Raw genomic sequence first — 20200 nt, 5'->3', positions numbered from 1 at the left:
TGCATCTTGAACGAAAAAGGCTCCGGAAAATACTCACGTAGCCACCTACGCTCCGTTTTTCCGGAGCCTTTTTCGTTCAACCTGCACTCAAATCCGACCGTTCGAGCAAGAGACAAGATCCCCCCTGACCTATTACGAAAATTGTTGTTTGCTTTAATAAGCTTTTACAGGAGATACAAAACCCTGTGGTTTTAGTGCCCAAAGAGAACAATTGATTTTTTGTAGAATATTTTCAGCAGTATTACCAATAATAAAACCAGATATTCCTGTTCGTGCTACCGTTCCCATCACTAAAATATCAATTTTATTCGCATTAATACTCGCAGGGATAAATTCAGAAGGGCGACCTTTCAGGTGATATATGGTTGGCTGATCTTTTATGCCTGCCTCGTGAATCAGCGCACATAAGGCACTATAATGTGAGCGACTCTCTTTCATGACCATTTCATTCAGTTCTGGTTGAGGGATATCAATAAGAACGTTATGGCGCAGATAGTCTTCCAAAGCGCAATCCCAGCACGTAATAACACTTAATTTGGCCTTATAATGTATTGACAGAGCATGGGATAATCTTAAGAGGTTAATCGCAAGATCATGACCTGAAGCGTCTTCATCTTTGGGGTCGATAGCAACAGCTACATGAATGGTTTCATCAGGATTGATCGGACGATGAAGAAATAAAGCGCAAGGGCATTGGCGTAACAGAGCCATATCTAATGCCCGAAAACCTTTTTTATTACCATTTGTTTCTGCCGTTTTTACTACAAGATCATAGGAGTGACGAAGTACGCGCCGAATAATACGAATATCTGGCGTAGTTCCACATTCAATTTCCAGTTTTATTGAGAGTTTTTTCTTATTAAGAGATAAGGACGTTTTCGCTGATTTAACGGTTTGGTTCATTTTTTCTATAAGAAAAGCCTCATACGAGCTTTTATATTCATCAAGATTATGAGGAAAGGGAGGGCATATTATCAGAATATCAAGATTCGCTTTATTATCAGCTGCCAGTCTTATGGCATGTTGTAAGGCATCGGTTTCTTCATCAACTCCGTTACTTACAAACAGAATATTGTGAAATTGCTGCATCCTTCTTTTCCTCCATGAGTCTATAAGCTAAATTTATTCCTCGTTACTTTATTTAATTGATTTTAGAATAAACTCTCGCTGTAACAATTAATTTTATAATTTTAGACTATTTTCCTTGAATAATGATTGAATATAGGAAAAAACTAAAAAAAATGGGTATTACAATCACTTATTTCATGTTCTCAGAAGTTGTTCGGTACCGAAAATCAGTTACAACAGGTTTCAATCATGAACAATCCGACTGAATTGATAAAACATACAAAAGAGCAGATTCAGCAAGAGGTATGTGAAGCAATAACTTGAAGAGCGATGTAGCCTGGTCTGCTTGCAGCTGTCTCTTCTACCCCCTCCGATCCACGTCGTCCTGAGTGCGTCTTTTTGCGCGAAGGATCTCCTGAAAGCATGGTGCCAGTATTTGGAGATCCTTCGCGCAAAAAGACGCACTCAGGATGACGTGGTTCGGGGAATGGCAAATATGTGTATAAGAGTCAGCTGCTTGCGGCCGGGATCGATTGTTTTTGGTGTAATGTTAGAAAAGCGAAATCAATGGGATCAGACTCGAATGGCACTAAGTTAAGGAAAAAAAGGATGCTGTAGCCCGTATTAGCGTAGCGTAATACGGGAATTTGGTGCACTGAAGCCAGGGTTTTCCCGTATTACGCTGACGCTAATACGGGCTACAGATTGGATTTTGAAGCTTAACTTAGTGCCATTCGAGTCTGACCCCATTGATTCGGTGAAGATCAAAATTAGAAAAACGTGAATAGAACTGCCTAATATTTCGTATATTTGCCTCTGTAAAGCCTTTGCTAAAAGAATCTGTTAAATAGCGAGATAAATTCACAATCAGATATTCACCATAATTTGCACGTGCTTTACCATGCTGTTCTTGCTTAACAATGCACTTACCAATTTGCCAATAGGTTTTAACCATAACAGAATTCACTGAGCGATAGGCCGCAGTTGGGTGCTCTTGAAAAAAGTTTTTTAATTTTAACTTCCAGGTAGGGGTTCCACTAATAGACTGATTCACTTAAATAACGATAAACTCATCTAAGCTTTTCCCATGGTGGGCGGGGATGGTCCGGGACAGGCACCGCTGAAATTCTCAACGTTAATTTCTTTATTTTTATTTTATACTATTGGAACTTAATGATTGGTCCTCTATATGCTAGGGTGTGTCCTCATAACAATTAATGGTATGAGGACACACCCTAATAATGGCTTTTTAATCTAATATATATTCTATAGAGGGGACGTTTTAAGGAGAAAAAATGTCCAATACAGTAAAATTGCACCGCGTGATAAATGCGCCTCCTGAGCGAGTTTTTCAGGCGTTTCAGGCTTCAGAAGCTTTAGCGAAGTGGCTGCCACCGCATGGTTTTACCTGTACAGTATATAAAATGGATTTTCAGATTGGTGGTGAGTTTAAAATGTCTTTTAAAAATTTAACCACAGGGAAAAGTCATTCTTTTGGTGGCAAATACATAGAAATTACTCCCAATGAAAGAATTAAATATACCGATCAATTTGATGATCCAAATTTACCCGGACAAATGTTAACGACTGTTACTCTGAGAAAAGTAGATTGTGGAACCGAACTAAATATAATTCAAGAAGGAATCCCTAATATTATCCCTGTTGAAAATTGTTATTTAGGCTGGCAGCAGTCACTTAATTTACTAATTTTGTTGGTGGAGCCAGAAATTTTAGATGATATTTAGGCGTGATAGGGACGGCAAAATGAAATCAATGGGGTCAGCGCCGAATGGCACTAAGTTAACGTGAGTTTCGGATAAGAAGCTTGTTTTATCCAGTCGTTACTTCGATGCCGTTCGCGCTTCCTCAGCCTGAACGGATCGAGGTAAACACTGCGTCACGTTTTCGTCACTCTTAAGTTTTATGGCAAGCAAGTAAAAGAAAGTCCTTCTAACCCTAGGGCTAGGGAAGCTTTTGCCAATGGTCGAAGAGCTTTTATCAAAAGGACGTGTGGTGTTTAAGCCTATCTCGTATAGGCGTGCTAATTGATCTATTTGTTTATTTGAAGTACAATCATGCCTTGATTTAAACTTTAATTTATGGACTTTTATATGTACTACTTGTTTACTTTTAAAGATAGAAATTCTATAAGAACTTATAAAACTACTCTTCGAGCGCAAAGCTTAGAAGAAGCCAGGTCTCAAAAAGATATGATGTTCAAAATTTATTCTGAAATTGGTACAGAGGATATAGATGGTCTTCCTTTGCCTCAAGAAAGTAAGGAACAAATGGTTCTTTCGAGAAGAAAAGAACAGCAGGGTTTGGTCAATAATCCGCCAAATGCTGAGATGAGCAAAGTAAACATAAACTATGATTCTGATTTGATTAAAGATATTCATGGGCGAGTTGTTTATTTAGATGTTCTTGATTCTGAAAATAGAGAAATAGATTCTTTGGTTAGAACTGCTGACGAATTACAAAAATGTACCAGACAGAATTCTTCTTTTTCATTTTTTTATTCTGTAATTGATGATGTACAAGAATCATTCAACAAATTAGGTTCATGGTTCGGGTAAATAAGGTACACATGTCCTAGCTCATTTAATCAATCGAGTCTGACACTGAGGAATCGACACATAATTTAATTGACTCAAAATAACATACCTCCGTACCGCGGCTTGTCCGCGGTATCCAGGAATCTATCCAAATAATTAAATTATTGCTTAAATTAAGAACTTTCTGGATGCCGCGGACAAGCCGCGGCACGGAGGATTTGAACCAAATTCAAGCACTTAAATTATGTGTCGATTCCTCAGAGTCTGACCCTATTGATTCTCAGTTTTAAAAAGCCCAAGCAGTTTGTATTGCTGGGGCTTTTTTAATTAGAGAATGATTCTAAATGAAGTATGACATCTTCTTTTTTATCGGTATCGCATAACTGTTTTAATGCGTGACCCATAGGCGCTGAACCACAAAAAAATGCATGACCTTTAAACGCGCTGAAATAGTTGTCTTGATGCAACATTAGCCTGCCTTTTTGAATTCGGCTATCCGTTAAGGTTACCTCATCGTTTGTGGTGAGATTCATTTGGGCTTTGCGTATGGAGAGCCCAAGTTTATCTATGTAAGCTAAAAGAAAGGTGATTTCTGAGAGATATCGTGTTGAGTGATAAATGGCTAGAGCCAGGTGTGTAAGGTTTTCCTTGAGTGTTCTAATATGGCTCAAAAACGATAGCGTCATGGCCATGCCACTGCCAGAGCTTATTAATATTAAGCCGTTAATGGCATGAATATTTATATTAAGTGGTGAAGAAAACGGAGAGGTTAATCGTAATGTTGTACCCGGTTTTAGCGCTGTTTGGCAATAAACTTATGGTATGAAAATCTATCAACCTGCTTGGTAAATATATCCCAATAGCGAAGTTTATTTAACTCACTATTAAGCATTCTAAATGTGGGTAAAAAGATAAAGGGGATAGTATATTTTAAGACACGCCCTGCTGCACGTGCATTTGCGTAGTAAAAATCGTCTTCTGTTTCGTAATAAGTATTGAACGTATCCATGTAAAGATAACCACTGACCGCCATACTCACGGATTTAAAAAACGTATCTAAACGGATATGACTAAAGCGCTCAATTGTGGATGAGGCCTTTAGCAAAGGGGATAATGCAAACCCTAAAGCGTTGCCAAACATACATTCATCTCCTGTAATTTCAAAAGCATTATAGGCAAAATTGATGGTTTGGCAATATAATGACCATTTTTATGGTAAGAATAGATAAGTTGTTAACCCCATATCCCCCATGACGATATCTTAAAAATGTCAATGGGATATGAAACGCTTATTGATGATTTAGGCAGCACTTTATCGGGTGGACAACAACCACGAGTATTGTTAGTCAGAGCGCTTTATAAAAATCCCAAAATTCTATTTCTTGATGAGACTACCAGCCATTTAGATGTTGAAACTGAAATTAGAATTAATGAAGTTTTGAAAAATCTGCATATAACACAAGTTATTATTGCTCATCGTCAGGAGTCGATTAAGATGGCTGACAGGATCATACAGATTTTCAGTTAGAAAGCCTGGGTCTGGTTGAAGTAGCCCGGTTGCTTGCAACCGGGACAAGGAAGCCTGATTATTACACCGACCCCGGCTGCAAGCAAGCCGGGTTACAGCTGAATTTTTGAATTTGTGGTGAATAGATATACTTTTGTTTAGTCTGAAAATAGACTATACTACAAATGTAGCAAAACAAAACAATTGTAGGTGGACTATGGGAATCCCGATAAGAATTGATGAAAACATTTATTATGAGGCGAAAAAAGTTGCTGCAGCAGAATTTCGTTCTATTCCAAGTCAAATAGAATATTGGGCTAAGTTGGGAAAGTGCGCATTGGATAATCCTGATTTACCAATTGAGTTTATAAAAGACGTTTTGCTTTCGAAACTGCAAGACAAGTCTTTAGCTGAACCTTTTCAATTTGAGGGTGAAAGTGAGTGATGTCGAAATAAGGCAGATGCCTGCATTTAAGAAAGCTTATAAAAAATTACCCGGCTCACATAAATCCATCATTAACGAGGCTGTGCGTACAATTATTAATAATCCTAAAGTTGGAGAGGAGAAAAAAGGGGATTTAGTTGGAGTGTATGTTTACAAATTTAAAATGAATCACCAACAATTTCTTTTAGCTTATGAATGGGATCCGACATCAAGGATTTTATTAGCTCTTGGAGTACATGAAAACTTTTACCGGGATCTCAAGAGAAAATAATTAGTGTAATCCGAACGTTGCAGCAGCACTGTTTTCATACTTTTTCATTTAGTTTGGTTTCTGATCTAAAAGCCCTCAATGAGGGCTTTTACTAATGGGTGACCCCTGGTGTTCCATTGTATATTGATCAAGGATTTTATTCTCGCAAACCTTATAACATCGATACCTCTATACTTTGCTATACTTTTTAGCTGCATTAAAGAAAAATATAATGGAGACAGACCATGTATTCAATAAAAATGATTTTACGGGCATTCATCGCTTTGCTAGTGTTTCCTCACTTTCTAAATGCCCAAGTCGCCAATGAATTAACGCAAAAGCAGGTGAATGTGGATGTAATATCCGGTACCTATCAGGGTGAAAAAGGAACTGCTCTTGTAAGTTATGATCCATCAAAAATCAAAGGAGTGGGTGAGGAGGTTGTAAATGATGCGCTTGTTTCTTTTAAATTTTTAAATCAAACCGTTAACGGTAAGGCACAAGTAACTTTAAAGGATGGTAAATTTAAAGATCTTTTATGGGTAGCGTCTATTAAAAATAAGGAAGGTAATTCTTTTAATTTTGGCTTTAATTCTGGTTTTAATAGATATCAGTTTGGCAGGTTTTCTGAATCTTTTATTCGAAACGGCGACAGTTATTTTGGCTATCTGTTTCCTGATACTTATGTTGATGGCGCAGGTACTATTACTTATTCTGATCCCAAATAAATAGTCCAAAAGTTGTGACTCCTTAACCAAGATGCTCTAATAGTGAAGGAGTCCGTCCCGGTTCGACCCAAATTTATTGAGGCTTGTCCCCATTCATATTATCTATATTCTTCATCTTTATCTGGCGAAAATTTAAAAAATGGGAATTCTTTTTTTATTTTTTCCTGTTCTGGCCAGCTCATGGTCAAGGGCATTACATCGGTTTCGAAGAGATAATAATAAAGAACTGGTATATCGAAAGGCATCACATTTTCAATAATATAATATTGTTCACGAGCAGCCCCAGTCCCTGAATCAGATAGAGTTTGCTCGATGCATAAATATGTTTTTTTTCTATAACCTATTTTCCACCATCTAGCATGAAAACTTATGGGAGAACCCGGCCCTATATAGGGATTTATTGAAAAATTCTTTGCCTCATCCAGGGATAAATTATGTCCATTAATGAATACAGAGGCAGCACCATGGCATTCTGAGCGTCCATAATGGACATCTTCAGAAATAATTTCCATATCTGTATAACATTCATTTTCGAAAACTGGTCCGCCCTCACTAAAGTCTTTACCGCTAGGATTTTTCATTTCTGTGAATGTCATACCATCTTCTATAGCTACGGATTCTATACATGCATCGACCACTTCTCCTGGAGGTATGGCTATTAACTTTAAGGGTAAAACCATGCCTAAAAGGAATAAATACTTTTTGTAATAAGAGACATGCTTTACGTTCATCTAGAGAATACCCATTATAATGTAATGATTGGCGCGCTCGGAGGGACTCGAACCCCCGACACCTTGGTTCGAAGCCAAGTACTCTATCCAGCTGAGCTACGAGCGCAATGGGTATGGGTTTGAAAGTGAATACTCTGTTTTTTGGTTTTTTGAGAAGAGTGGTTTAACCAAAAATGGTGGGCCGTATAAGATTCGAACTTATGACACAGAGGTTAAAAGCCTCCTGCTCTACCAACTGAGCTAACGGCCCTTTACAGGGTAAACATTTTTTGTACTTCAAATATACTGTTGGTATTGCCTACTACTAAAACTGGTGGGCCGTATAAGATTCGAACTTATGACACAGAGGTTAAAAGCCTCCTGCTCTACCAACTGAGCTAACGGCCCTAAAGAGGCTGAAATCATACCGGATTAGCATAAAAATTCAAGTGTTTTTAGTGATTATTTTTAGATTATGTTGATATTATTGCAGCAGAAACCTGTGTTTGATTTGTCTTTGTAAACAAATTTATATAATTAAACAATAATATACTTATCGGAAGCAGCCAGTTCTTTTTCTGTTGCTAACACCATCAAATTGTGCGCTCGTGCTTTTCTTTTTACAGAAAGCAGATGCTTAGGCTCAGTCAATACTAATAAAATATCGGCACCCATAGCACCGCATCCTTTTATTGCCTTGGTTTCTGGCCAGGATTTTATGATACGAATGAAGTCCTGACTGTGTTGTGCCACCAGATTTAATTCTGTAAGTGCCTGATGATAATCAGTTATTGATTGAATCAGGAGTTGGCTGTCTTCGTGTTCAAATGCCTTTTGAGCAAGGTCAACCAGATGTGACAGATAGTCTATTCGTTCAGGCAGGGTTGATTCTTTAAGATGATGGTGAGTTGCTAATTTAATGCCCGTATGAAGCAAGAGAAAAGATAAGTCTTTAAAAGGCCATGAACTGGATTGGATGACTTTTTTTTGGCGATTAATGAAGACACAGCCACTTTGAGATTGGGCTATGACATCATATCCACTGGGTCTTAACCCTTCGCCCGACCAGGCCGATTGATAATAGGCGGCAAGCATGGAATCCATGTCTGGAGTTTTATTTTGTACATGGCAACTGGCCAAATAACAGGCCAGAAATTGGGCACTGGAGGCTCCTAATCCCCCTTTGCCTTTATAGGGATCTACCCATGAAAGGGTTGAAGCAGAATAATTCTGTTGCTGCCACCAGAGCCCTGCAGGGGATTGAGGATGAATCTTCGAAATGCCGCCAGCAGGTTTAAGGGAAAGTTCGAAGCAGGGCGTTGTTGTTAAAATAATTGCCGATGCTTCGGCGATGGCGGCATATTCACCGAGAAGAAAGGTTTTTGCCGGGATGCGCCATTTCATACGGTTAAGGGTGTTTGTCTGATTTTAGCCAGCAAATCACGTGCATTGATAAGGCTTACTCTTTTATTTAAATCCAGCCATTCTTGTAAGCGCTCTTTAAGCACAGGCATTTCCCGTTCATTGGCTCCTGCAACTAAAAGCAAATTATCAATATGTAATTTCATGTGGCCCTGAATAATGCCATCAGTACATAAAGCTTTAATAGCGCCTAAATTCTGCACCAGGCCTACGGCAGCAATGACTTGAGAGAGTTGATTTGCAGAAGTGATGTCCATCATGCGCAAACACATTTTGGCAGTAGGGTGAAGTGATGTAACCCCGCCCACAGTACCTACAATGAGGGGAGCAGTTAATTCACCAGTCAGTACATTATTTTCATAACGCCAGCGTGTGATTGCCTGATATTGTCCTGAGCGGGCAGCGTAGGCATGCATGCCTGCTTCTACAGCGCGCCAGTCATTACCTGTTGCAATTAACACCGGATCAATACCATTCATCACGCCTTTATTATGTGTTGCAGCCCGGTAGGGATCCATTTCAGCAAAGAGAGATGCTTCTTGTAATTTATGCCCCAGAACGGGGTCAATATCACGAATAGTGACTCGGGCTGTTGTGAGCTTTTGATCGTTTAAATTGGATAAAATACACATGGTGACGGTTTCACCAGTAAGATGTTCTATGGGTGTTTTTAAATATTCCAAAACCTGGTTAATGATGTTGGCGCCCATAGCATCACAGCTGTTCATGGTTAAGTGAATAACAGCCATATCGGAGTCATCTTCTCTTTTTAACTGGCGTAATTGCAAATCAATCACACCACCGCCACGCCTGACCATACTGGCAGCTACATCTTCATTGGCTTTTTCGATTAAATACTGGCGGTTTTCGGCGAAAATGCGCGAAAATCGTTGAAAATCTTTTACTTTGGCTAATTGAATCTGTCCAAGAATGCAATCACCTTCAATCCAGGTATTAATTTCACCGTGTTGCCTGATCCATTTTGCTGATTTGGACAGAGCCGCAATGATGGAAGTTTCTTCAACAGCCAATGGAATAACGTAATCGCGGCCATTGATGTTAAAATTGGTAGCAACCCCTAAAGGTAATTGAAAATAACCAATGACATTTTCTATAAGTTTGTCAGCAAGATTTAAATCCTTGATGCCCCCTTGTTGGAGAAAGTTGATATCTTCCTGAGTCACAGCACCCAGCTCTAGAAGACGTTGAAATCGTTCTTCACGAGATAATTTTGAGAATCCACGAAATAATTCGTTGGCATTGGAAGCTATGGACATGCCTTCTCCTTTAAATCACTGATTATGCTGCTGCCGGTACAGAACATGGCAGTTTTTAATTCGTATTCAATAATGGCCATTTTACCCAAAACCTGTTCAACAGAATTTAAAGCTGCTTCAAGCATGGGCTTGGCAAAGCCTACCGTTGTGGCGCCTAAGGCGAAAAGTTTGGCGGCATCAAGACCATGACGTACACCGCCTGAGCCCCAGATTTCAAATTGAGGATTAATGGCTGCGGCGTTTTTTACGCTTTGTATGGTATCCACTCCCCAATTACGGAAGGTGTCTGCCGTTTGATGACGCAGAGGATCATGTACGGCTCTGTGTCCTTCAATGCGGCCCCAATGCGTACCACCGACTCCGCTGACATCAACAGCGGCAACGCCGATGTTGTTTAAACGGGTTAAGCTGGCTTTTGAAAATCCGCATCCCGTTTCTTTAACTATGACAGGGGAGGGTAATATTTTAACTAATTGCTCCAGAGCATCCCAACAGCCTTTGAAATCGGTAGTGCCTTCTGGCTGTATGCATTCTTGCAGTGGGTTACAGTGGATAATCAGGGCTTCAGCATGCAAGGCATCGATTAAACGTTGTATTGCTGAAATGGGGGTATCAATTATCTGTGCAATGCCCAGATTGCTGAATAAGCTGACTGTGGGAAAATCACGTCTGAGCAATTCCCATTCAAAAGAGGCTTGTTTATCGGTTAATTCGCGACGCTGCGATCCTACACCCATAGCCCACTGGGTTTGTGAGCATGCATGAATAAGACGCTTGTTGATGTTTATTGCATTAGAATGGCCGGCAGTCATGGAACTGACTATAAATGGCTTTTCAACGACTTTATTAAAACGGGTACTGGCGATACTGATTTCCTTAAAATCAAGATCCGGCAACGCTTCGTGCATCAGATTAAAATGATCAAAAGGGTTTAATTCACTGCTTTGATTGGTCGGCATCAATGCCAGTTCAATATGATCACGTTTGCGCTGTTCAAATTGGCTGTAGTCGTTATGCATGCCTGATATCTGGATTTTAGAAAAATGGTACTGATTTTATCATAAACAGACAAAGCAAACCATAGAACAGGGTGAGTAAAACAAAGCAACTCACCCTTTTAAAACATAAAACGTCATCCGAGAACTTTAATTACCAGCGATAATAATAGCGATTATAGTAATAGGGCCTGTAATAAGGTCTATAGTAGTAAGGCCTGTAATAAGGACGATAATAAGTTCTGTAGTAAGGGCTATAATAAGGCCTGTTATAATAATAACGCACATAATAAGCCACGTGCTCTCCCGGAGCTACATATACTGACGGGGTTATGGTGCGGTTAATCTCTCTGGGGGCTGCATTGCTTGGAGACGTAAAAGATAAGGCACCAATAAACAAGGCAAAGGGCAAAAGCGATTTAACCGAAACAGTATAGTTAGAGATGTGATAGTCCATTTTTGACTCCAAAGCTATATTTGTATCCATTAATTATAGTACAAAATATGATCAATTATTGCTTTGTTTTCCTTGATATGCACTATAAAATAGCCATTTAGATATTGATTTGTTGTTTTTGGTCTTTTGTTGGCTTAATTATTCTACTTAACATATAGATATGGGCAAAAAAAAAGCATAGAATGCGCCCGCGATACATGCGTTAAATCAAGGAGTAATGATGGCGGTTGAAGACAAAAGAGAAAAGCGAGTACATGAATTGACTCCGATTTTAGATCTATTGTCCCGGATGGATCGCAAAATTGATGATTTTCTCCATTACGCTGAAGAATGCACTACAAAAAACAATACACTTAAAGCAGAAACTTATTATGCAGCAATGAACGCGGCATCTTGCATTCATAAGAGTATAAAATCTGCGGCTGATGAGTATGCTAATGGCCTGATTTCTCTTGATGAGTTTAAAACCAGGTCTAAAGCGACCTTGGAAGATAAGACGGAACACGTGCAAACTCTGAAAACCCACCGCGGCTGGAAAGAAATAGTACTGAACTTGTTAATTGCCCTGACGGGAATAGGTTTGATTGCCATTGCCGGAAACTCATTTCACCACGGACGCTTTACTCTTTTTACGCCTTCTACAGATTCAGGAAAAACAGTGGACTTGCTCAGAAATTCGGTTGAACATCTTCAGGAAACGGCTCCCGTGCTTTAATAAGAGTTCGTCGTCCTGAGCGCGTCTTTTTGCGCGAAGGATCTCCTGAAATTGACACAGTGCCAGCATTTGGAGATCCTTCGCGCAAAAAGACGCGCTCAGGACGACGGGGCACTCAGGAGGATGGGTTTATGACGGGTTTATTAAGAGTCAATGTTAATGCCCCACTCACAATTTACCTTTGCGGTTTAATACCTTTCTGTATTATCCTAGGAAAATTAAAGTGTTAGCGCTTATTACCTAAAGAGATTATGGACCAGACCACTGCTCAAATCACGTTTGATCAAGAACAGAACCAATTCCAGTGTACTGGTTCCTGGTCTGTTTTGGCGCTTGGTCATTTGGCCAAACAATTTCTGTCCTTAAATTTGCCGCAGTCGCAAAAAATAATCATTGATGGCAAGGGCATCAGTTCTTTTGATAGTGCAGGTGCCTTAGGTCTGATCAAGATCATCGATGCGCTCAAACAAAATGAAAATCAGATTGAACTAACCCATTTTTCCGAAGCACAACACCAACTCATCGATTTAATTGAAACTAAAAAAGACTCTTTAGTTTATGAAATTCCTGAACCAGCCAAAGAAGGAATTCTATATACAATTGGTAAAGAAGCCGAAAATAAATTAGTGCAGGCGGATGGCATTATCATTTTGATTGGTGATTTAAGCACCAAGATTTTTGAAGCCTTGGGAAACTGGCGACGCTTTCAGATTCCCAGTGTTATTTCCAATATTGATTCAGCAGGAATTAAAGCCTTACCAATCATTGCCTTATTGTCTTTTCTGATTGGCGTTGTTCTTGCTTACCAAATGGGTTTGCAACTGGCTACCTATGGAGCCAACAGTTTCATCGCTTATTTATCAGGCATGGCAATTTTCCGTGAATTTGCCCCTCTCATCACTGCAATTATTGTCGCAGGAAGAACCAGTTCTGCGTTCACGGCACAGATTGGCAGCATGAAAATCAATGAAGAGGTGGATGCCTTGCTGACCATGGGATTATCACCAACAGAGCTTCTTGTTTTGCCCAAGGTTCTTGGCCTGTTACTCGTTTTTCCCTTATTAATTTTCTGGGCTGACGTATTCAGTGTTTTGGGGGCGATGATTATGTCGCACACCATGCTGGATATAGAGTTTGATGATTTTTTACTGCGCTTGAGAGATTCCGTTGGCCTGTCACAAATGATGTTAGGCTTGTATAAAGCACCCGCATTTGCCTTGATTGTGGCTTTGGTTGGATGCTTTCAAGGTTTTCGAGTGGAGTCCAGTGCGTCAAGTATAGGAAGCCAGACCACTAAAAGTGTGGTTCAATCCTTGTTTCTGATTATTATTGCAGATGCTGCATTTTCTGTAGTGTACAGTTGGATGAGGCTTTGACATGAGTGAAGCCGTCATCGAAATCAAAGGAATGAAGAATTTTTTGGGTGGTCACTGGGTTCATACAGATGTTAACCTTACCGTTGAAAAAGGTGAAATTCTTGCCATTATCGGTGGATCAGGTAGCGGTAAAACAACCATACTACGCAGTTTATTGATGCTGTTGAAACCGACGGCTGGTAGTATTAAAGTATTTGGTGAAGATATTTATAGCCTTGATTCGCAGGAAGCATTTAAGCTTCGCAGGCGTTGGGGTATGCTCTTTCAGCACAGTGCCTTGTTTTCCGCAATGAATGTGCTGGAAAATATCATGTTCCCTATGCGAGAATTTACCAATTTGGCACCGGAATTTATGGAGGAGTTGGCGCGTTTAAAAATCTCATTAGTGGGATTACCCCTGGATTCAGCGGGTAAGTTGCCTTCAGAACTGAGTGGCGGTATGCAGAGAAGGGCGGCTGCGGCAAGAGCCATTGCCATGGATCCTGAATTGCTGTTTCTTGATGAACCAACAACAGGATTAGATCCACGTGGAGCCAGACTTTTTGATGATCTGGTCGTTTTTTTAAGGGATGCGCTGAATTTAACTATAGTCATGGTCAGCCATGATATAGAATCTTTAAAAAGGACTACAGACCGCGTTGCTTTTGTTGGTGACGGGAAAATTTTAAGTGTAGAACCGATTAAAGAATTAATGAAAAATAAAAACCCGTTAATTGCTGATTATTTCAGTAAGTTTTAAAGAGTTTTATATAATTTAACAGAGGAAACACGATCCTTGGAATCAAAAACCAATTACACCATAGTAGGTTTAGTGGTCCTTATCCTGACAGCCGGGCTTTTGTCCGCCGCTCTTTGGCTGTCTGTTGGTTTTAACCAAAAGGAATATTCTTTCTACACAGTGTACCTTCATGAGTCTGCTGCAGGTTTAAGCGAGGATTCTCCGGTGAAGTTCAACGGGGTGAAAGTTGGTTTTGTTAAACGGATTCGTCTGAATAAAAATGATCCGCGACAGGTAGAAATTCTACTAAGTATTGAACAAGGCACACCGGTGACTACTAGTACGTCTGCCACCTTGATTTCTCAAGGAATCACGGGTGTCACCTATGTCGGTTTGTCTGCCGGCTCGCCCACACTGACTCCTTTACAGAAAATGCCTGGCGAACCTTACCCCGTTATTCCTGCCAAACCCTCATTATTCAATCAGCTCGATTCAATCCTGAAAGAGGTGTCTGAAAATGTGAATAAGGTCAGCAATCAGACACAACGTATCTTTAACGAGGAAAACGCGACGTATATTAAAAACTCCCTGGCTAACATAGAGCAATTGACTGCCGTTTTTGCCCGAGACAGTTCCCACATTGATCACAGTCTGGTAAGCGCTGATTTATTTTTGGAAAATATGGCAAAAGTAAGTAAAGACTTTCCTCAAATGTTACAAGAATTAAAAACAGGCATTAACAAGTTTAATTCCTTGGCTGAAAGCATCAGTATTGCCGGAAAAGATGTGTCAAAAACAATGGTTGCCGGTAAAAACACTATTGATAAATTATCACAGCAAACCATTCCGCCTGCGATTGTTTTATTACGCCGGTTAAACAATATTGCTGCGAATCTTGAAAAAGTAAGTAATGAAATGCGTCAGAATCCATCGGTTGTGATTCGGGGAACGACACCACCTAAACCGGGACCAGGAGAGTAACCATGAGAATTCTCGCAATCTTTATCGTGATACTGGGTCTTGCTGGATGCTCAGCAGTCAAAGTTCCCGTAACGAATGAATATCAGATCAGTTCATTCAGCACCAAACAATGGAGCAAAAAACCAAGAGCCACAAGTCTCCTGGTCACGGCTCCTGAAGCCACAGCGAGCTATCAGACTCAGGAAATGCTCTATGTGGATAAACCCTTTAAACTGGAAGCTTTTGCAAAGAATTCATGGACAGCTACTCCTGCGGAAATGCTGTTTCCTTTGTTAATTCAAAGCATGCAGAGAACCGGCTACTTTTCTGCGGTGACTTCAAGCCCTTATAACGAAAAGGCAGATTACCGCCTGGACAGCCAGGTACTTGCTTTTGAACAAAATTTTTTGAAAAAACCAAGTTTCATCAATTTTTCAGTTAAAGTAGTACTTACACGCACCAGTGACAGTACAGTAATTGGTTCGCGGATTATCAGCCTGCAAATTCCCTGTCAAAAAGATACGCCTTATGGCGGAGTGTTGGCAGCCAATGAAGCAGCACGACAATTTACAGCACTGACAGCCAGCTTTGTCATTTCTCATATAAAACAGGAGTAGACAATAGCAAAGAAATAAAAAGAATTGTACAATGGCACCCCAAGAGGATCATGTACAATTTTTTAATAATAAAAAGAACAAAGGAGATTGAGGATGAAAGCCGGATCGTTTTTTAAGTTGGGTCTGCTGGCTGCGAGCATAGTGTTAGTTACTGCCTGTTCAAAAACACCAGGCAGTGCTGATGGCGGTGCAATGGTAGGTGATGCTGATGCTTCTGCGCAAGGCTTAGGTAGAATGACTCGTTTTGCTGGCCAGGAACCAGGTGAATCTTATACAACCCAGGCTCCTCATAACCAATTGTATTTGTTCTCTTATGATGACAGTACTTTAGCATCCAAATATCTGCCTTCTGTTAATGCACAGGCTGAATATTTGAAAAACCACCCAGGAGCAAGAGTGTTACTGGCTGGACATACTGACGAACGTGGAAGCCGTGAATATAACGTAGCACTTGGTGAACACCGTGCGAACACTGTAGCTGATATTTTACGTATGGCTGGTGTAAGCAGACAACAAGTTCGTGTTGTAAGTTACGGTAAAGAACGCCCTGCAAATTATGGGCATGATGACGCATCTCACGCTCAAAACCGACGTGTAGAATTTACTTATGAGGCTACAAGATGATCCATTGCAAAAAAACCATTATCGCCGCGTGTTTTTCATTATTAGTTCCTTTGACTGTCTGGTCAGAGGCTCCTGTAATCGACGATAGTGACAATTTTGCAATATATGATGGACAACAGGTGGCTGACGAAGCCCCTGTTGTTAATCCCAAATACGATCAGGCGCAGATGGAACATGCCCAATTGGACGGTTCACAGAATGATGGTTATCAATCGAATAATTATCCCTCTGATGAAGGTCCGGCACTGGTTAAAGAAGATCAAGGCGGTAGTTCAGCCAATAACATTAATGACAGCGCCCGCTTAATTGATAAAATACAAAGCCTGCAACAGGAAGTTCAAGAGTTAAGAGGACAACTTGAAGTTCAGGCACATGATTTAAAACTGCTGCAGCAACAACAGGTTGCTTTTTATAAAGATCTGGATGCCCGATTGGGAAGCAGTGCTCAATCCGCTCAGGCCAAACCGCCAACCGAGTTGAATATAGGATCCAAAACAGTGACTTCTCAGACGCCCAAAATGGTTCCGCCAGCCTCTAATCAACCCAAAATGGTAAAGGCGCCTGCAACTCAACCCGTGATTGCTGTATCAAGGGTGAATCCCGCTGATGAGCAAATCAGTTATCTGGCCGCTTATGAATTAGTAAAAAACAAGCAATATGATGAAGCCACAACGGCTATGCAGACTTTTGTGCAAAAATACCCAAAAGGTGGGTACACTGCAAATGCTGAATATTGGTTAGGTGAGTTATACATGGTTAAACGAGATTACTCTCAAGCCATAGAACATTTTGAAATTGTCTTACAGCAATTCCCATCGTCAAGTAAAGCTGCGGCCTGTATGCTTAAATCCGGTTATGCTTATGCGGCCACCGGAAATAATGAAGAAGCGAGAAGACGCCTGCAGCAGGTAATAAGAACTTACCCCAATACCCCTACGGCTCAATTGGCTTCATCAAAATTACAAACGATTAACACATAATTAAAATCAGGGGATTATTGTATGCATTGGCTTGCCCAGGCTCCTGCAAATATTGCTTTAATAAAATATATGGGAAAGAGGGATACGAATTCGAATCTTCCTGACAATTCCTCGTTGTCTTATACCCTGAATAATTTATTAAGTACGGTAAAACTGGAAGCTCTGCCAGGCAAAAAGGACATTTGGGAGCCGCTGCAAATTCCTGGTGCTGGAGAGTTTCGTTTATCTGCTACAGGTCAAAAGAGATTTATAGATCACTTGGTTCGCCTCAAAGAATATTTTGGCTATTCTGGTGGTTTTTTAATTCAATCCAGTAATAATTTTCCGCATGGTAGTGGTTTGGCAAGTTCTGCTTCAAGTTTTGCAGCCTTGACCAAATGCGCGGCAAATGCTTTAAGCGAATTAACCAGTAAAGAGTTGCCTTCAATTGACGAGCAGGCACAGTTAAGCAGACTTGGTTCAGGTTCTTCCTGCCGTTCTTTTTATACCCCCTGGGCTTTGTGGAAAGAAAACGAAGTAGGTGGTATCGATTTGCCCTATACCAATTTGATACATCAGGTTATTGTGATCAGTGGTGAGGAAAAAGCCGTTTCATCCAGCGAGGCACATAAGCGGGTAAAAACCAGTGTGTTTTATGCGAAACGCAATCAGCGTGCTGAAGAAAATCTGAAATTGTTACTTGCCGCGCTCGGTGCTGAAGATTGGCAAAGCGTCTATCAAATTTGCTGGCGTGAATTTCACGACATGCATAATTTATTCAGTACCTGCGAGCAACCTTTTCATTACATCACTGATAAAAGCCTTGCGGTTTTAAAACTGCTGCAAACCCATTGGGATACACACGGTGATGGCCCCATCGTTACTATGGATGCTGGTCCTAATATCCATTTACTCTACAGGGAAGACCAGGCTGAAATGGCCCGCCGCTTTAAATCAGATCATTTGTTAGGTAATTACGATGTTTTATGATTTTACAACGACTACCTATGGCAAATGGATCCTGGCCGGCGAACATGCTGTGGTTAGAGGGCATGAAGCCTTAGTGTTCCCTATTAAAGAAAAAAAGCTGATTTTGAGCCACAGTTCTTCTTCTAAAACCTTGAGCGCTGATTATACAGGAAGCAGCGGGTCTGATATGCATCTGTTATTCTGGAGTGTATTAGAGCAAGGTATGCAGCTCCTGGGGCATTCTCTAAACCAGGCTGTTGGCCATTTTCATTTGGAAAGCAATATTCCAGTGGGGGTGGGCATGGGGGCTTCTGCGGCATTATGCGTGGCCATGAGCAGGTGGTTTTGTGCCCGGCAGATGATTGAGAGTGACAAGTGTAATGAATTTGCCCGAGAGTTAGAGCATTTGTTTCATGGTAAAAGCAGTGGTTTGGATATTGCCGGAGTCGCTTCGGATGGCGGTGTTTATTTTAAGGCAGGGGAGTGTGTCGCTTTAAAACAGGTCATTCAACCGCAATGGTATTTATCTTCCTGTAATCAAATAGGCATTACCTCCCATTGTATTCAGCAAGTGCAAAATTTGTGGAATAAAAATCCCATCCTCGCGGAGCAATTAGATCAGCAAATGGTTGCAGCAGTGCAAGAGTCAAGAATTTCCCTGGAAGCAGGGGGGACTGAGGCAATAGATAATCTGGCCAAAGCAATGAACAAAGCAGCAGACTGTTTTATTCAATGGGGCCTGGTCAGCGAAGGTTTACAACAGCATATGAATCAGCTATTTTCTGTTGGCGCCAGTGCCGTGAAACCCACGGGCTCTGGTGGCGGGGGTTTTGTTTTGAGTTTATGGGACAAGCAACCACCAAAAGATTTGGATTTAATCGCTGTTTGATTCTGGTTAATCCACGAATTGGTAATAAATTTCATTTTCCTTAATCATGCCCAATTCATAGCGGGCTTGTTCTTCTAAAGCCTGATCACCGCCTTTGAGTTCTTTAATATCTGCTTCCAGAGCTCTGTTGCGAGCAGCTAATTTACTGTTTTCATGCTGATGATCGCTCAGCCGTTTTTCCAGTTTAATCCATTGAATAACATTACCATCACCCAGCCAAAGCTTATGTTGTAAAAAAACTAAAGCAATAATCAATATAATGAATATGGGGCGCATAGGTTTCTGTCTTTATTGATATGTCTATTATATTGTATTCCCTTATGACAACATGGGGCAATATCTGGCAGTGTTAATTCTGTATTTATTTTTAACGTAATGTCAGTAATGGATAAGATTTTAAGTGAATTGAAAACATAGCCCATTATACTACACTTATATTTGTATTAATATTAAAGGAATGGATGATGAACATTTTAAAGATTGCAACATTAGTGCTCTTGATATCATCTCAGAGCCTTTATGCCGATGGTGAGTGTAAAGGAGATAGTGCAGTAGCACAGTTTTGTGTATATCGATTTGACTGTGGGAGCAATAAAAATCAACTGGTTGGTCAGAATATATGCTCAGATAAACCTGGCGGATGTGGCACATGGAGTGCAGCGCAAATTTGGAATGCTTCCAAAGTATGTGATCAAAAAGATATTAAACCTAACAAAGTTAGAAGTGGCTCGGGTTCTTTAGGCACGGGTCTGTATAACCCATATAGAATCCAGGATTCAAGCCAGTGCTTTAATAACCCTAGCACAAGTACGTGCAAACGAAAGTAACACCTGACACATGATACATTCTTTTTATTGTCTCATGTGATTTATGGTGTAATTCAGTTTTGTAGCCCGTATTAGGCGAAGCCGTAATACGGGAATGAGTTGATTGCCACTTCGCTCCCGTATTACGGCTGG

General features: G+C 40.5%; 25 protein-coding genes and 3 tRNA genes. 15 read left to right on the top strand and 13 right to left on the bottom strand.

Annotation, left to right across the window (positions count from 1 at the left end; all coding sequences use genetic code 11):
• Window positions 1-153 precede the first annotated feature (153 nt).
• Complete coding sequence (locus tag B094_RS0108780) at window positions 154-1089, bottom strand: universal stress protein (protein WP_018577435.1); 936 nt, start codon at window positions 1087-1089, stop codon at window positions 154-156.
• Window positions 1090-1792: 703 nt separating this feature from the next.
• Window positions 1793-2122 (bottom strand): DUF1016 N-terminal domain-containing protein, encoded by a 330-nt coding sequence (locus tag B094_RS0108775; protein WP_018577434.1) that lies wholly within the window; start codon window positions 2120-2122, stop codon window positions 1793-1795.
• 241 nt (window positions 2123-2363) lie between these two features.
• Between B094_RS0108775 and B094_RS0108770 the strand changes: the two genes are divergently transcribed.
• Entirely contained in the window at window positions 2364-2813 is a 450-nt protein-coding gene (locus tag B094_RS0108770) for an SRPBCC family protein (RefSeq protein WP_018577433.1), read from the top strand.
• A gap of 366 nt (window positions 2814-3179) precedes the next feature.
• On the top strand, window positions 3180-3644 hold the full coding sequence (locus B094_RS0108765; RefSeq protein ID WP_018577432.1) for a hypothetical protein: 465 nt from the start codon (window positions 3180-3182) through the stop codon (window positions 3642-3644).
• 302 nt (window positions 3645-3946) lie between these two features.
• Here the strand turns inward: B094_RS0108765 and B094_RS0108760 are convergent, their stop codons facing one another.
• Window positions 3947-4309 (bottom strand): hypothetical protein, encoded by a 363-nt coding sequence (locus B094_RS0108760; protein ID WP_155823764.1) that lies wholly within the window; start codon window positions 4307-4309, stop codon window positions 3947-3949.
• A 107-nt stretch (window positions 4310-4416) separates the two neighbouring features.
• The gene (locus B094_RS0108755) at window positions 4417-4764 is read right to left on the bottom strand and encodes a hypothetical protein (protein ID WP_018577430.1); all 348 of its coding nucleotides are present in this window, start codon (window positions 4762-4764) and stop codon (window positions 4417-4419) included.
• A 126-nt stretch (window positions 4765-4890) separates the two neighbouring features.
• Between B094_RS0108755 and B094_RS0108750 the strand changes: the two genes are divergently transcribed.
• From B094_RS0108750 to B094_RS0108735, 4 genes are all read left to right on the top strand, one after another.
• Window positions 4891-5151, top strand: coding sequence for an ATP-binding cassette domain-containing protein (locus tag B094_RS0108750; RefSeq protein WP_018577429.1), 261 nt, complete (start codon window positions 4891-4893; stop codon window positions 5149-5151).
• 196 nt (window positions 5152-5347) lie between these two features.
• Complete coding sequence (locus B094_RS0108745) at window positions 5348-5575, top strand: TA system antitoxin ParD family protein (RefSeq protein WP_018577428.1); 228 nt, start codon at window positions 5348-5350, stop codon at window positions 5573-5575.
• Window positions 5568-5846, top strand: a complete 279-nt coding sequence (locus tag B094_RS0108740) for a type II toxin-antitoxin system RelE/ParE family toxin (protein WP_018577427.1) — start codon at window positions 5568-5570, stop codon at window positions 5844-5846. The genes B094_RS0108745 and B094_RS0108740 overlap by 8 nt, the downstream gene beginning before the upstream one ends.
• A gap of 224 nt (window positions 5847-6070) precedes the next feature.
• Entirely contained in the window at window positions 6071-6553 is a 483-nt protein-coding gene (locus B094_RS0108735) for a hypothetical protein (RefSeq protein ID WP_018577426.1), read from the top strand.
• Window positions 6554-6651: 98 nt separating this feature from the next.
• Here the strand turns inward: B094_RS0108735 and B094_RS16500 are convergent, their stop codons facing one another.
• From B094_RS16500 to B094_RS0108695, 8 genes are all read right to left on the bottom strand, one after another.
• Entirely contained in the window at window positions 6652-7284 is a 633-nt protein-coding gene (locus tag B094_RS16500) for a hypothetical protein (protein WP_018577425.1), read from the bottom strand.
• Window positions 7285-7313: 29 nt separating this feature from the next.
• Window positions 7314-7390, bottom strand: a tRNA-Arg gene (locus tag B094_RS0108725).
• A 68-nt stretch (window positions 7391-7458) separates the two neighbouring features.
• A tRNA-Lys gene (locus tag B094_RS0108720) sits at window positions 7459-7534 on the bottom strand.
• Between the two features lie 61 nt (window positions 7535-7595).
• Window positions 7596-7671, bottom strand: a tRNA-Lys gene (locus B094_RS0108715).
• A 129-nt stretch (window positions 7672-7800) separates the two neighbouring features.
• Window positions 7801-8667: a hypothetical protein gene (locus tag B094_RS0108710; protein ID WP_018577424.1), complete on the bottom strand. Its 867-nt coding sequence runs from the start codon at window positions 8665-8667 to the stop codon at window positions 7801-7803.
• Window positions 8664-9962 carry a hydroxymethylglutaryl-CoA reductase, degradative gene (locus B094_RS0108705; RefSeq protein WP_018577423.1) on the bottom strand — a complete coding sequence of 433 codons (1299 nt, stop codon included), beginning with the start codon at window positions 9960-9962 and terminating at the stop codon, window positions 8664-8666. Before B094_RS0108705 ends, B094_RS0108710 begins: the two co-directional genes overlap by 4 nt.
• Entirely contained in the window at window positions 9953-10981 is a 1029-nt protein-coding gene (gene fni, locus B094_RS0108700; RefSeq protein WP_018577422.1) for a type 2 isopentenyl-diphosphate Delta-isomerase, read from the bottom strand. The genes B094_RS0108705 and fni overlap by 10 nt, the downstream gene beginning before the upstream one ends.
• 130 nt (window positions 10982-11111) lie before the next feature.
• Window positions 11112-11414: a hypothetical protein gene (locus tag B094_RS0108695; protein WP_018577421.1), complete on the bottom strand. Its 303-nt coding sequence runs from the start codon at window positions 11412-11414 to the stop codon at window positions 11112-11114.
• A 217-nt stretch (window positions 11415-11631) separates the two neighbouring features.
• Here B094_RS0108695 and B094_RS17300 point away from each other — a divergent pair, with 217 nt between their 5' ends.
• The 9 genes from B094_RS17300 to B094_RS0108650 all read left to right on the top strand — a co-directional run bounded on the left by B094_RS17300 (window position 11632) and on the right by B094_RS0108650 (window position 19241).
• Window positions 11632-12129, top strand: a complete 498-nt coding sequence (locus B094_RS17300) for a hypothetical protein (RefSeq protein WP_155823761.1) — start codon at window positions 11632-11634, stop codon at window positions 12127-12129.
• Between the two features lie 251 nt (window positions 12130-12380).
• On the top strand, window positions 12381-13505 hold the full coding sequence (locus B094_RS0108685; RefSeq protein ID WP_018577419.1) for an ABC transporter permease: 1125 nt from the start codon (window positions 12381-12383) through the stop codon (window positions 13503-13505).
• Between the two features lies 1 nt (window position 13506).
• Window positions 13507-14244 carry an ABC transporter ATP-binding protein gene (locus B094_RS0108680; RefSeq protein WP_018577418.1) on the top strand — a complete coding sequence of 246 codons (738 nt, stop codon included), beginning with the start codon at window positions 13507-13509 and terminating at the stop codon, window positions 14242-14244.
• 36 nt (window positions 14245-14280) lie between these two features.
• Window positions 14281-15204, top strand: a complete 924-nt coding sequence (locus tag B094_RS0108675; protein ID WP_018577417.1) for an MlaD family protein — start codon at window positions 14281-14283, stop codon at window positions 15202-15204.
• 2 nt (window positions 15205-15206) lie between these two features.
• Entirely contained in the window at window positions 15207-15800 is a 594-nt protein-coding gene (locus B094_RS0108670) for an ABC-type transport auxiliary lipoprotein family protein (protein ID WP_018577416.1), read from the top strand.
• 93 nt (window positions 15801-15893) lie between these two features.
• Complete coding sequence (gene pal / locus B094_RS0108665; protein WP_018577415.1) at window positions 15894-16424, top strand: peptidoglycan-associated lipoprotein Pal; 531 nt, start codon at window positions 15894-15896, stop codon at window positions 16422-16424.
• On the top strand, window positions 16421-17404 hold the full coding sequence (gene ybgF, locus B094_RS0108660) for a tol-pal system protein YbgF (RefSeq protein WP_018577414.1): 984 nt from the start codon (window positions 16421-16423) through the stop codon (window positions 17402-17404). Before pal ends, ybgF begins: the two co-directional genes overlap by 4 nt.
• 21 nt (window positions 17405-17425) lie before the next feature.
• Complete coding sequence (locus B094_RS0108655; RefSeq protein ID WP_018577413.1) at window positions 17426-18373, top strand: diphosphomevalonate decarboxylase; 948 nt, start codon at window positions 17426-17428, stop codon at window positions 18371-18373.
• The gene (locus B094_RS0108650) at window positions 18363-19241 is read left to right on the top strand and encodes a mevalonate kinase family protein (RefSeq protein WP_018577412.1); all 879 of its coding nucleotides are present in this window, start codon (window positions 18363-18365) and stop codon (window positions 19239-19241) included. Before B094_RS0108655 ends, B094_RS0108650 begins: the two co-directional genes overlap by 11 nt.
• A gap of 6 nt (window positions 19242-19247) precedes the next feature.
• Here the strand turns inward: B094_RS0108650 and ftsB are convergent, their stop codons facing one another.
• On the bottom strand, window positions 19248-19517 hold the full coding sequence (gene ftsB / locus B094_RS0108645; RefSeq protein WP_018577411.1) for a cell division protein FtsB: 270 nt from the start codon (window positions 19515-19517) through the stop codon (window positions 19248-19250).
• Between the last annotated feature and the right edge of the window lie 683 nt (window positions 19518-20200).

The organism is Legionella shakespearei DSM 23087 (genome assembly GCF_000373765.1).
Taxonomy (GTDB): Bacteria; Pseudomonadota; Gammaproteobacteria; order Legionellales; family Legionellaceae; genus Legionella; species Legionella shakespearei.
The sequence above is the reverse complement of the archived record's forward strand: the minus strand, read 5'-3'. Positions and strand labels throughout refer to the sequence as shown.

Bases quoted from the DNA above. Each gene is read 5' to 3' on its own strand.
- B094_RS0108780 (WP_018577435.1), bottom strand. From the start codon at position 1,089: ATGCAGCAATTTCACAATATTCTGTTTGTAAGTAACGGAGTTGATGAA.
- B094_RS0108770 (WP_018577433.1), top strand. From the start codon at position 2,364: ATGTCCAATACAGTAAAATTGCACCGCGTGATAAATGCGCCTCCTGAG.
- B094_RS0108765 (WP_018577432.1), top strand. From the start codon at position 3,180: ATGTACTACTTGTTTACTTTTAAAGATAGAAATTCTATAAGAACTTAT.
- B094_RS0108760 (WP_155823764.1), bottom strand. From the start codon at position 4,309: ATGACGCTATCGTTTTTGAGCCATATTAGAACACTCAAGGAAAACCTT.
- B094_RS0108755 (WP_018577430.1), bottom strand. From the start codon at position 4,764: ATGTTTGGCAACGCTTTAGGGTTTGCATTATCCCCTTTGCTAAAGGCC.
- B094_RS0108750 (WP_018577429.1), top strand. From the start codon at position 4,891: ATGTCAATGGGATATGAAACGCTTATTGATGATTTAGGCAGCACTTTA.
- B094_RS0108745 (WP_018577428.1), top strand. From the start codon at position 5,348: ATGGGAATCCCGATAAGAATTGATGAAAACATTTATTATGAGGCGAAA.
- B094_RS0108735 (WP_018577426.1), top strand. From the start codon at position 6,071: ATGTATTCAATAAAAATGATTTTACGGGCATTCATCGCTTTGCTAGTG.
- B094_RS16500 (WP_018577425.1), bottom strand. From the start codon at position 7,284: ATGAACGTAAAGCATGTCTCTTATTACAAAAAGTATTTATTCCTTTTA.
- B094_RS0108710 (WP_018577424.1), bottom strand. From the start codon at position 8,667: ATGAAATGGCGCATCCCGGCAAAAACCTTTCTTCTCGGTGAATATGCC.
- B094_RS0108705 (WP_018577423.1), bottom strand. From the start codon at position 9,962: ATGTCCATAGCTTCCAATGCCAACGAATTATTTCGTGGATTCTCAAAA.
- fni (WP_018577422.1), bottom strand. From the start codon at position 10,981: ATGCATAACGACTACAGCCAATTTGAACAGCGCAAACGTGATCATATT.
- B094_RS0108695 (WP_018577421.1), bottom strand. From the start codon at position 11,414: ATGGACTATCACATCTCTAACTATACTGTTTCGGTTAAATCGCTTTTG.
- B094_RS17300 (WP_155823761.1), top strand. From the start codon at position 11,632: ATGATGGCGGTTGAAGACAAAAGAGAAAAGCGAGTACATGAATTGACT.
- B094_RS0108685 (WP_018577419.1), top strand. From the start codon at position 12,381: ATGGACCAGACCACTGCTCAAATCACGTTTGATCAAGAACAGAACCAA.
- B094_RS0108680 (WP_018577418.1), top strand. From the start codon at position 13,507: ATGAGTGAAGCCGTCATCGAAATCAAAGGAATGAAGAATTTTTTGGGT.
- B094_RS0108670 (WP_018577416.1), top strand. From the start codon at position 15,207: ATGAGAATTCTCGCAATCTTTATCGTGATACTGGGTCTTGCTGGATGC.
- pal (WP_018577415.1), top strand. From the start codon at position 15,894: ATGAAAGCCGGATCGTTTTTTAAGTTGGGTCTGCTGGCTGCGAGCATA.
- ybgF (WP_018577414.1), top strand. From the start codon at position 16,421: ATGATCCATTGCAAAAAAACCATTATCGCCGCGTGTTTTTCATTATTA.
- B094_RS0108655 (WP_018577413.1), top strand. From the start codon at position 17,426: ATGCATTGGCTTGCCCAGGCTCCTGCAAATATTGCTTTAATAAAATAT.
- B094_RS0108650 (WP_018577412.1), top strand. From the start codon at position 18,363: ATGTTTTATGATTTTACAACGACTACCTATGGCAAATGGATCCTGGCC.
- ftsB (WP_018577411.1), bottom strand. From the start codon at position 19,517: ATGCGCCCCATATTCATTATATTGATTATTGCTTTAGTTTTTTTACAA.